The 11,548-nt window shown below is 57.5% G+C and carries 9 protein-coding genes; 6 read left to right on the top strand and 3 right to left on the bottom strand.

Annotated features, from left to right (window positions below; all coding sequences use genetic code 11):
- Positions 1-85: 85 nt before the first annotated feature.
- Positions 86-2,296, top strand: a complete 2,211-nt coding sequence (ybiO, locus tag F8562_RS00390) for a mechanosensitive channel protein (protein WP_014228515.1) — start codon at positions 86-88, stop codon at positions 2,294-2,296.
- On the opposite strand, the gene rlmF is transcribed toward ybiO, so the two are convergent.
- The gene (gene rlmF, locus F8562_RS00385; protein WP_014228514.1) at positions 2,291-3,205 is read right to left on the bottom strand and encodes a 23S rRNA (adenine(1618)-N(6))-methyltransferase RlmF; all 915 of its coding nucleotides are present in this window, start codon (positions 3,203-3,205) and stop codon (positions 2,291-2,293) included. The genes ybiO and rlmF overlap by 6 nt on opposite strands.
- A 95-nt stretch (positions 3,206-3,300) precedes the next feature.
- Here rlmF and F8562_RS00380 point away from each other — a divergent pair, with 95 nt between their 5' ends.
- From F8562_RS00380 to ybiJ, 5 genes are all read left to right on the top strand, one after another.
- Complete coding sequence (locus F8562_RS00380) at positions 3,301-3,915, top strand: flavin reductase family protein (protein WP_014228513.1); 615 nt, start codon at positions 3,301-3,303, stop codon at positions 3,913-3,915.
- A gap of 298 nt (positions 3,916-4,213) precedes the next feature.
- A complete protein-coding gene (locus F8562_RS00375; RefSeq protein WP_014228512.1) occupies positions 4,214-6,502 on the top strand; it encodes a catecholate siderophore receptor Fiu in 2,289 nt (762 codons plus the stop codon).
- A gap of 45 nt (positions 6,503-6,547) precedes the next feature.
- Positions 6,548-7,225 carry a PKHD-type hydroxylase YbiX gene (ybiX, locus tag F8562_RS00370; protein ID WP_004849092.1) on the top strand — a complete coding sequence of 226 codons (678 nt, stop codon included), beginning with the start codon at positions 6,548-6,550 and terminating at the stop codon, positions 7,223-7,225.
- A gap of 68 nt (positions 7,226-7,293) precedes the next feature.
- On the top strand, positions 7,294-7,560 hold the full coding sequence (locus F8562_RS00365) for a DksA/TraR family C4-type zinc finger protein (protein WP_004130731.1): 267 nt from the start codon (positions 7,294-7,296) through the stop codon (positions 7,558-7,560).
- A gap of 284 nt (positions 7,561-7,844) precedes the next feature.
- The gene (gene ybiJ, locus F8562_RS00360; protein WP_004130722.1) at positions 7,845-8,105 is read left to right on the top strand and encodes a DUF1471 family protein YbiJ; all 261 of its coding nucleotides are present in this window, start codon (positions 7,845-7,847) and stop codon (positions 8,103-8,105) included.
- A 135-nt stretch (positions 8,106-8,240) separates the two neighbouring features.
- Here ybiJ and ybiB read toward each other — a convergent pair whose 3' ends face one another.
- Positions 8,241-9,209 (bottom strand): DNA-binding protein YbiB, encoded by a 969-nt coding sequence (ybiB, locus tag F8562_RS00355; RefSeq protein ID WP_014837874.1) that lies wholly within the window; start codon positions 9,207-9,209, stop codon positions 8,241-8,243.
- 42 nt (positions 9,210-9,251) lie between these two features.
- A complete protein-coding gene (dinG, locus tag F8562_RS00350; protein ID WP_014228509.1) occupies positions 9,252-11,396 on the bottom strand; it encodes an ATP-dependent DNA helicase DinG in 2,145 nt (714 codons plus the stop codon).
- Positions 11,397-11,548: the final 152 nt, after the last annotated feature.

Raw genomic sequence — 11,548 nt, 5'->3', positions numbered from 1 at the left:
AGAGCCGCTTTCCAGAATCATCCCAACCTCGCTCTGCGGATCTCATCTTCTATACTTATTGGTTTGAGATGCAATGGAGGTGCCTGTGCCGCGGATTTTGTTACTGCTTGCCCTACTCTTCACCGCTCCGCTATGGGCCGCGACGCTGCCCGGCGTTCCGGCAACCACAGCGGACCCGTCCAGCAGCAGTGAACCCGATGTGGCGCAGAAGAAAGCGGCCTACGGCGCGCTGGCCGACGTGCTTGAAAACGCCGACGCCCGTCAGGAGCTTATCGAGCAGCTGCGGAAAGCCGCCGCCACGCCGCCGCCGGACAGTACGCCGAAGCTGACGCCGCCGGAAATAAAAGACGAGACCACGGTGCTGGAGAACGTCACTCACATCAGCCGCGAATACGGAGAGCAGCTCTCTTCGCGCTTCTCCCAACTGTGGCGCAACATCACCGGTTCTCCGCACAAACCGTTTAATTCTCAGACTTTCACCAACGCCGCCTGGCATTTCCTGCTGCTGGCGGGCCTGGTCTTTGCGTTCTGGTGGCTGGTACGCCTGGCGGCCCTGCCGCTGTATCGCAAGATGGGCCACTGGGGACGGCATAAAAACCGCGACCGCAGCAACTGGCTTCAGCTACCTGCAACGATCGCCGGCGCGTTTATTTTTGACCTGCTTCTGCTGGCGCTCACGCTCTTCGTGGGCCAGCTTTTAAGCGACCGCCTGAACGGTAACAATCCCACCATCGCCTTTCAACAAAGCCTGTTTCTCAACGCCTTCGCGCTGATTGAATTTTTCAAGGCCATTCTGCGGCTTATTTTTTGCCCCCGCATCCCGGAGCTACGCCCGTTTAACCTCAGCGATGAAGCGGCGAAATACTGGAACCTGCGTCTCAGCGCGCTGAGCAGCCTGATTGGCTACGGGCTCATCGTCGCGGTGCCGATTATCTCCAACCAGGTCAACGTACAGTTCGGAGCGCTGGCCAACGTGGTGATTATGCTGTGCATTACGCTCTGGGCGCTGTACCTGATATTTCACAATAAGAAATTGATTACCCAGGGGCTTATCCATCTCGCCGACCGCTCGCTGGCCTTCTTTAGCCTGTTTATCCGCGCCTTTGCGCTGATCTGGCACTGGCTGGCCTGCGCCTATTTTATCGTGCTGTTTTTCTTCTCCCTGTTCGATCCCGGCAACAGCCTGAAATTTATGATGGGCGCGACGCTGCGCAGCCTGGCCATCATCGGCGCCGCCGCGCTGGTCTCCGGTATTCTGTCGCGCTGGATTGCGAAAACCATCACCCTGTCGCCGGAAACCCAGCGCAACTATCCCGAACTGCAAAAACGGCTGAACGGCTGGATCTCCGCGTCGCTGAAAGCCGCGCGTATCCTGACGGTCTGCGTGGCGATCATGCTGCTGCTCAGCGCGTGGGGGCTGTTCGATTTTTGGCAGTGGATGCATAACGGCAGCGGGCAAAAAGCGGTCGATGTGCTGATTCGTATCGCGCTGATCCTCTTCTTCTCGGCAATTGGCTGGACGCTGCTCGCCAGCCTGATTGAGAACCGGCTGGCATCGGATATTCACGGCCGCCCGCTGCCCAGCGCCCGCGCCCGAACGCTGCTGACGCTGTTTCGCAACGCGCTGGCGGTGGTCATTAGCACCATTACTATCATGATCCTGCTTTCGGAAGTGGGCGTGAACATTGCCCCGCTGCTGGCCGGCGCCGGCGCGCTGGGCCTGGCGATTTCGTTCGGCGCGCAAACCCTGGTTAAAGATATTATTACCGGGATTTTTATCCAGTTTGAGAACGGCATGAATACCGGCGATCTGGTGACCATCGGGCCGTTAACCGGGACGGTAGAACGCATGTCGATTCGCTCCGTCGGCGTACGCCAGGATACTGGCGCTTATCACATTATTCCGTGGTCTTCGATAACCACCTTCGCCAACTTCGTGCGCGGGATCGGCTCGGTGGTGGCCAACTATGACGTTGATCGACAGGAGGATCTGGATAAGGCCAACCAGGCGCTGAAAGACGCGGTCGCGGAAGTGATGGCGCAGGAAGAGATTCGCGGGCTGATCATTGGCGAGCCCTCTTTCGCTGGATTGGTGGGCTTAAGCAATACCGCCTTCACCCTGCGCGTCACCTTTACCACCCTGCCGTTGAAGCAGTGGACGGTAAGGTTCGCCCTCGACACTCAGGTGAAAAGGCATTTTGACCTCGCGGGCGTGCGGGCGCCGGTACAAACTTACCAGGTTCTGCCGATGCCGGCACCGGCGGGACCGCCGGCACCCGCCGAGCCCACGTTATAAAGCGCGGCGACGTTTGGCTTCGTCCATAAAGGTCCAGGCGATAAAGCGGCTCTGCTTATTCCCCTGGGCCATCTCTTTTTTCACCACTTTCACCGCGCCGACGTCGGTCAGCGCACGGTAGAGCGGCGGCAAATTGTCGCCGCGAGAAACCAGGGAGGTAAACCACTTCACCTGACGGCCAAACTGCTGGCTCTCCGCAATCATCTGCGTAATAAACGCAACCTCGCCCCCTTCGCACCACAGCTCCTGCTGCTGGCCGCCAAAGTTCAGCACGCTCTCCTCGCCCAGTCCCAGGTTGCGACGTTTACGCTCACCGCCCGCCTGCGCGCTGGCGGCGGAATCATGGAACGGCGGGTTGCACAGGGTCGCGTCGTAGGTCTCATTTTTATGAATAATGCCGGTCAGAATCGCTTTGGCGTCTTTTTGACGACGCAGGCGGATCTGGCGAGTCAGGCCGGGATTGCCGTTGACGATAGCCTGGGCGCTGGCGAACGCGTCGGCGTTCACTTCGCTGCCGGTAAAACGCCAGCCGTACTCGTGCACGCCAATGAGCGGATAGATGCAGTTTGCGCCAACGCCAATATCGAGAATGCTGGCGTTGGCCGGGATCGTCCCGCTATCCAGCGCCAGCAGATCGGCGAGATGATGGATGTAGTCCGCCCTGCCCGGCACCGGCGGGCAGAGAAAGCCGTCGGGAATATCCCAGTGTTTCACCGCGTAGAAGTGCGCCAGCAGCGCTTTATTCAGCGCCTTCACCGCCAGCGGATTGGCAAAGTCGATGGTCTGCTCACCCACCGGGTTAAGGGTGATAAAGCCCTGGAGCTCAGGGTGGGCCTGGCACAGCGCGGGCAGGTCGTAGCGTTGTTGGTGACGGTTACGCGGGTGTAACCCCGGTTTCTGGGCTTTCATGGCAATCTCCTTTGAACAGCCGCGTAAGATACCCGTTGACGGCGGCGCGGTAAATAAGTGAGTCTGGTTATCTCTTTTTTTGTCACGGGTGTCGTATGTATTTCTACCAACCTTCGCACGGACACGGGCTGCCGCACGACCCGCTTAACGCTATTATCGGGCCGCGCCCCATCGGCTGGATAGCCTCCCTTGATAACAGCGGCCAGCGTAACCTCGCGCCGTACAGTTTTTTCAACTGCTTTAACTATCGGCCGCCGATTATTGGTTTTGCCAGCAGCGGCTGGAAAGATAGCGTACAGAATATCGCTGAGACTAAAGAGTTCGTCTGGAATCTGGCCACCCGGCCTCTGGCGGTCGCGATGAACGAAACCTCCGCCACCCTTCCCCATAATGAAGATGAATTCATCCGCGCCGGGCTGACTGCCGCTCCCAGCCGCATCGTCAGCGCGCCGCGGGTCGCCGAAAGCCCGGTAAACTTCGAGTGTCGCCTTTCACAATGCATCCAGTTAACAACCGCAGAAGGACGAGCGGTTGACACCTGGCTGGTGCTGGGCGAAGTGGTGGCGGTGCATATCGATGAATCGCTGCTGGAAGACGGAATTTACCAGACCGCCAAAGCCCAGCCGATTCTGCGCGCCGGAGGCCCCAGCGCCTATTATGGCATTGATGAAAGCCTGCGCTTTGACCTCGTTCGTCCGGACGCCCGCTAACCCTCCCACCCGGCCTGTACTAGCGCCGTTTTCCAGGCCGGGTAGCTGAATGCCATTTTCGCGCAACAACCTCGCCTGCCCGGTGCGCCTTTATGTAGAAAAAATGCAGCCAATGTAAATAAATGTATTTATTTTTTTATAAATGAGTGATAGAAATTCGCCTGATGTTTGATAATGATTATCACAATCATTATCAAACTCATTGCTTTTGTAAAAAATCACCTGCAGTGGTCGGGGCGAAGCAACGCTTCGTCTGCGGTCGTTATGGCCTAATTAAAATTATAAGTCACTTATTGATATGGAAAAAAATAACAATTTGCCGTTCAGCAGTTTTCACTCGCTCACTCTCTTCACCGGCTTATGCCTGAGTCTTTCTCCGACCGGCCAGCTGCTTGCCGCGGATAGCACTGAAAAAAATAGCGGCGAAACGCTGGTGGTCGAAGCGCAGACGCCATCGCTGTACGCGCCGACCCGCTCCGCCGATCCTAAATTTTCACGCCCGATTGCCGACACAACGCGGACGGTTAGCGTGGTCTCTGAGCAGGTGATGAAGGACCAGGGCGTCACTAACCTCACCGACGCGCTGAAAAACGTTCCCGGCGTCGGCGCTTTCTTTGCCGGCGAAAACGGCAACTCGACGACCGGCGACGCGATTTACATGCGCGGAGCGGACACTTCCAACAGCATTTACGTCGACGGCATCCGCGATATCGGCAGCGTCAGCCGCGATACTTTTAATACCGAGCAGATCGAAGTCATCAAGGGACCTTCAGGCTCCGACTACGGACGCAGCGCGCCGACCGGCTCGATCAATATGATCAGCAAACAGCCGCGCCTCGATTCCGGCATCGACGCCTCCGCCAGCGCGGGCAGCGCCTGGTTCCGACGCGGCACCCTGGATATTAACGAGGCCATTGGCGAAACCAGCGCGGTGCGTCTGAATCTGATGGGCGAGAAAACCCACGATGCGGGCCGGGACAACGTGAAAAACGAGCGTTACGGCGTCGCGCCATCGGCCGCATTTGGCCTCGGCACCGAAAACCGCCTGTATCTTAACTATCTGCACGTAACCCAGCACAACACGCCCGACGGCGGCATTCCCACCATCGGTCTGCCGGGCTATTCCGCTCCCAACGCCGGCACCTCGGCGCTGAATCACTCCGGCAAGGTCGCCACCAGCAACTTCTACGGCACCGACTCCGACTACGATGATTCCACAACCGATACCGTGACGATGCGCTTCGAGCACGACCTGAGCGACACGACGACGATTCGCAACACCACCCGCTGGTCTCGCGTGAAGCAGGATTACCTGATGACTGCGGTGATGGGCGGCGCGTCAAACATCACTCAGCCAAACCCCAACGATGTCGGCACCTGGACCTGGTCGCGCCTGGCGAATACCAAAGACATTAGCAACAAGATCCTGACCAACCAGACTAACCTGACGTCGACGTTCTATACCGGGGCCATCGGTCATGACGTCAGCACCGGTGTGGAATTTACCCGCGAAACCCAGACCAACTACGGGGTATATCCGCTCACGCCTCCGGCGGTGAATATTTATCATCCGAACAGCGATATCTCCATCGGCGGCCTGAACCGCAGCGGCGCCAACGCTAACGGACAGACGGATACCTTCGGCGTCTATGCTTTCGATACGCTGCAGATAACCCAGGACGTCGAACTTAACGGCGGGATCCGTCTGGATAACTACCAGACCAAATACGATAGCGCCAGCCTGTGCGGCGGTACCGGACGCGGTGCCATCGCCTGCCCGACCGGGGTGGCGAAAAATACCCCCGTCACCACCGTCGATACCTCAACCAGCGGTAACCTGGTTAACTGGAAGGCCGGCGCGCTGTACCACCTGACCGATAACGGCAACCTCTACGTCAACTACGCTGTCTCCCAGCAGCCGCCGGGAGGGAGCAACTTCACCCTCGCGCAAAGCGGCACCGGCAGCAGCGCCAACCGAACCGACTTTAAACCGCAGAAGGCCAAAACCAGCGAAGTCGGCACCAAGTGGGAGCTGATGGATAAGCGCCTGCTGCTGACCGCCGCCCTCTTCCGCACCGATATTGAAAACGAAGTCGAGCAGAACGACGACGGCAGCTATTCGCAGTACGGTAAGAAGCGCGTTGAAGGCTATGAGATCTCTCTGGCCGGTAATATCACGCCCGACTGGCAGGTTATTGGCGGCTATACCCAACAGCACGCCAGCGTTCGTGAAGGCGCGAATACCGCCCAGGATGGCACCAGCGCGCTGCCGTATACGCCAGAGCACGCGTTCACCCTCTGGAGCCAGTATCAGGCCACCGATGCGATCGCCGTCGGCGCCGGCGCGCGATACGTCGGCAGCATGCATCGCGGCAGCGACGGTGCGGTTGGCACGCCTTCCTATACCGAAGGCTACTGGGTGGCTGATGCCAAAGTCGGCTATCGCATTAACCGTAATCTCGACCTGCAGCTGAACGTCTACAACCTGTTTGATACCGACTATGTCGCCTCGATTAACAAGAGCGGCTACCGTTATCACCCGGGCGAACCGCGAACCTTCGTGCTCACCGCCAATATGCACTTCTGATCCACCCCGGGGCGGCTACGCCCCGTTTTCTCCGGAGATAAAACGATGATGTATCATATTCCCGCCGTTCTCAGCTCTCAGGAAGTGGACGATTTTATCGCTCAGCTGCAGCAGGCGGAATGGGTCGACGGGCGCGTGACGACCGGCGATCTGGGCGCCCAGGTCAAAAATAACCAGCAGGTTGATACCCACAGCAATCTTTACGGCGAACTTCAGGGCAACGTACTGGCGGCGCTGAATCGCAGCTCGCTGTTTTTTGCCGCCGCGCTGCCGAAAGCGATTTCCAGCCCGCTGTTTAATCGTTATCAGCAGAGCGAAACTTATGGTTTCCACGTCGACGGCGCGGTACGCAGCCAGGCGCAGGGAGGCTGGATGCGCACCGATCTTTCCGCCACGCTCTTTTTAAGCCCCCCGGAGAGCTACGAAGGCGGTGAGCTGGTCGTGAACGATACCTACGGACAGCATTCGGTTAAGCTCCCTGCCGGGGACCTGGTGCTCTATCCTTCAAGCAGCCTGCACTGCGTCACTCCGGTGACCTCAGGCGTTCGCGTCGCCTCGTTCTTGTGGGTTCAGTCAATGATCCGCGACGATAAACGCCGCAGTATGCTGTTTGAACTGGATGGCAATATTCAGAAATTAAAAAGCCGCCACGGCGAAAGTGACGAAGTCCTGTCTCTGCTTAATCTGTACCATAACCTGCTGCGCGAATGGTCAGAGATCTGAGCCTTGTCTGGTCATTTTTTACCCCCATATTCTCTATACTAAAGAGATGCGAGATAGCGAGGTGAACTATGGCATCAGGCTGGGCGAATGATGACGCGGTGCAGGAACAGATCGACAGCACCATCAACGACGCGATAGCTCGGGCGCGAAACGAACTGTCATCGGGGGAAAGCAACAAATTTTGTGAAGAATGCGGGGAGCCGATTCCTGAGGCGCGCCGACGGGCGGTGGCGGGGGTGAAGTACTGCGTAAAATGCCAACAGGAGAAAGATTTACATAACAATACATTTTCAGGATATAATCGCAGAGGCTCCAAGGATAGCCAGCTTCGCTGACCAATATTTACCGTTCATTACGCACATCGCGTTATCTTTTCGCGCACGTTTTTTGGCAAACGGCGTGGCAAAATGTGCCCTTCCAGCCCCCCGTTCGCCGCCCCGACCTGTTTCGCCGCCGCCGGCTAAAATAATTTATTAATATTCAATAAATTAATAGTCGTTCAAAAAATTAGATGAAGACTGTTAATTTCCTTCGATTTTATCTCCCGCTAAAAACCGTGATACTTATCACATCGACGGAACATCGTCCCCTATACAGAACAACCTGCGAGAGATTAACTATGAAAAACATCAAATATGCTGCCGCCGCTATCGCCCTTTCCGCTCTGTCTTTCGGCGCGTTCGCCGCTCAGCCGGTGACATCGGCTCAGGCAGAGAGCATGAACAAAATTGGTGTGGTTTCCGCTGAAGGCGCGACGACGCTGGATGGACTGGAAGCTAAACTGGCTGAAAAAGCCGAGGCCGCTGGTGCAACCGGCTATAGCATTACCTCCGCTAACAGCAACAACAAACTGAGCGGTACTGCGGTTATCTATAAATAATCGTCAGTTATCCCTGTAGCAACAGCAACACCCTGTAATGCCACTGTTTTAACCCTGTAAGATCCTTTAATACCCTTGCCTTGCCCGTCCATGCCACTGGACGGGCTTTTTTTTGCCTGCGATCCTGCGATAGGGTTACCAGCTCTCAGCCACCTTCGCCAGCCCCTGCTCCAGAGACAAGACCACGCCGGTGGCCAAAAGACAGCAGGCCAGCTGAATTTTCAACGATGACGGCAGCGGTTCGCTCCCGACCATACAGCGCTCGATCCAGCGCGCGGTCACTTCGGGATCTTTTGACTCCGGCAGGGCAACTGCCTGCGCAGCGGCGCCATCCTGACGCTCGTTAACCACCCGCGTACCGGTCTCATCAATCAGGCTAATCTGCGGGCAGCGCTGCGGGTTAGCGTAAACCTCGCCTTCGGTACCGTGCATCAGCAGCGCCCGGCCGCCGATCCCGGCAAAAAATTTCGCGACCCGACCGACGTACTCAGGGTGCGAAACGCTCGACAGGCGCAGCGCCGCATCTTCGGCAAACGGCGTCGCCAGCTTGGCCAGGGTGTGTGCGCTGTTACGCACGCCCATGCGCCAGCGCATCGCCAGCTGTTTTTCCAGCGGCGGACAAAATACGCCGACCGGAACGTAAACCGGCTGGTGACTATCTAACCGCGCCTGTGCCTGGCCCGCGTGAAGCGTTGCCGGGATCCCCATCAGGTCAAAAATGGTTTCCGTCAGCACGCGGGTGGGATCGTGGCTCACGCCGTGAACGATAACCGGGAAGCCGAGCTTATGCAGCAGGACGGCCAGCAGCGGCGTCAGGTTAGCCTGTTTACGCGCGCCGTTATAACTGGGGATCACAATCGGCATCGGCTTGCCGACCGGCGGCGTCAGCTTAATGGTGTGCTCCTGCATCGCTTCATAGAAGCCCTTCATCTCCGCTTCACCTTCGCCCTTGATGCGCAGGGCAATAAGAATGCCGCCGAGCTCAAGGTCAGGCACCTCGCCGTTAAGCATCCGCGAGTAGAGCGCGCGGGCCGTTTCCACGTCCAGGTCGCGAGCGTGGTTTTTTCCGCGCCCGACTTCTTTAACGATCTTGCTGTACTCCATTGCAGGCTCCTCTGAGCGTCTCACCACGTCGACATTGCACCGCTAACGCCGTTTGCGACGCGTCTGTTTTGTTTTAGTTTTTACTATAACCTCAGGGACGGCTGGCTGCTCTATCGGAAATATGGGTAATGCATTCAATAAACGCTTACCGTAGTTTTTGGTCAACAGGCGTTTATCATAAATTACCACCTCTCCCCAGCAGCTATGGCTACGGATCAGGCGGCCAACCTGTTGAATCAGGTTGAATGACGCGCTGGGCAGGCTCTGAACTTCGAACGGATAGCGGTTGAGGCTTTTGAGCCATTCGCCTTCGGTGATCACCACCGGGCTGTCAATCGGCGGGAAAGCGATCTTGTGGATATGCACCTGGCTTAACAGTTCGCCTTTTAAATCCAGGCCTTCCGCGAAGGATTGCAGCCCAACCAGTACGCTGCGCTCGCCGCCTTCAACGCGTTTACGATGCAGCTCGACCAGCCGGTAGCGAGGCTTATCCCCCTGAACCAGCAGCAGCAGGCGCAGATCGGTAACCTGTTCGAGAAACCGCTGCATCGCTCTTCCGCTGGCGAAGAGTACCAGCATGCCGAGATGCTTTTTGCTCTCAACCTGTTCCCGGAAATAGGCGGCCATCTCGGCAATATGCTGCTCTTCGTTATCGATAAGCGGTTCATAATGCATCTGCGGAATGACGATTTTACCCTGTTCGACGTGATTAAAGGGCGAATCCAGCGCCACAAAGCGGTCTCCCGCTTTCTCTTTCAGCCCGCTCATCTCCTGCAGACGCGAAAAGCTATTAAGCGAGCGTAGCGTCGCAGAGGTAACGACGATATGCGGGACGCTGCGCCACAGCAGCCTCTCAAGCTGATCGCTGACGCGGATCCCCACGCAGTGGAACCAGATATGCATCTGGCCATCCCGCAGGTCGCGGGTGACCCATTTGGTCACCGGCGCGCCGGAGGACTGCGCCAGCGATGCCAGCCGCCACAGTTTACTTTGGCTTTCAAACATCCCCAGCGCTCGGTTCATCTGCAGCAGAACCCGGTGCAAACGCACCACGTCGTGACTGCCGGTTTTTTCGCCCAGATCGTTAAGGAACAGCTCCGCCAGACCGCGCAGCGTTTCGGTGAGCTTCGCCAGCCGCTGGCAAATCTCCATCACTTCCTGCGGCAGCTCCCCCATCGGGAAGCGGTGCTCCGCCTCCTGCCCGGCCGGCATGTACAGATTGAGGATATTATTCAGGGAGGAGATAAGCTCATAGAGCTCCTCGCAATGCCCATTCAGACGCTCGGGATTCGCCAGCGGCGGCGTGGTTTTAGGGCGAAACTGCTCCATGCAGGTCGCGACCAGCTTCGTAAAAAGATCCAGCTGCAGGCGGTACCAGGGGGCGGTGATTTCCGCGCTCATTTCCAGCGCATCGCGGGCCACCTCCGGAAGATGGTGGCCTTCATCCAGCACCAGCAGCAGATGCTTCGGTTCCGGCAGCACCGCTTCGCTTTCCATCGCCGCCATCACCAGCGCATGGTTCGCCACCACCACTTCTGCTTCCTGGATTTCCCGGCGGGCGACAAAAAACGGACATTCGCGATAATAGTGGCAGTTGCGGTTCAGGCAGCTGGCTTTATCGGTGCTCAGGCGGCTCCATAATGAATCATCCACATTTTTATCGGTATGATCGCGCAGGCCGTCCCATTTGTAGCTATCAAGGTCCGCTTTCAGCGTCGCGCACAGCTTCTGTTCCGCCTGGTTGTTAGGCGTGAGTTCGTCATCAAGAAAGGCCAGTAAATCCTGCTGCGTTGGCTCGGTGCTGGCAAGCGCGGCCAGGTTACGCGGGCAGACGTAGCGCCCGCGGCCAAAGGCGGCGGTAAATCGCAGGTCGGGAATGATTTTGCGCAGCAGCGGCAGGTCTTTACTGTAGATTTGGTCCTGCAGAGCAACGTTGGCGGTACTGACCACCAGCGTTTTTTGTTCTTCACGGGCAATGGCGATGCCGGGAATCAGGTATGACAAGGTTTTGCCGACGCCGGTCGGGGCTTCTATCGCCAGATGTCGCCCCTCTTCCCCGGCGAGCGTCTTCGCCACATCGGCAATCATCTGCCGCTGCGGAGGACGGGGAATAAAGTCAGGGATTTGTTCCTGAAGCGCCTTATACCAGGCGGCGATTTGCGCTTTCAGCGCTGCGGTCAAAGCCATGAGAAAACCTGAATACTGTATAAACAGCCACTATTGTGCCATTTTTTAGCCGTCGGAAGGAACGTCTTTCTGAGCAAACTGGAATCACGCTCGAGGTTATGCTGAGCGAAGCGCGTCCGGGTAAGGAGTCTTACCCGGACAACCCATCAGTG

The sequence above is a fragment of the Klebsiella sp. RCJ4 genome (assembly GCF_009025755.1).
Lineage (GTDB): Bacteria > Pseudomonadota > Gammaproteobacteria > Enterobacterales > Enterobacteriaceae > Klebsiella > Klebsiella michiganensis.
The sequence above is the reverse complement of the archived record's forward strand: the minus strand, read 5'-3'. Positions and strand labels throughout refer to the sequence as shown.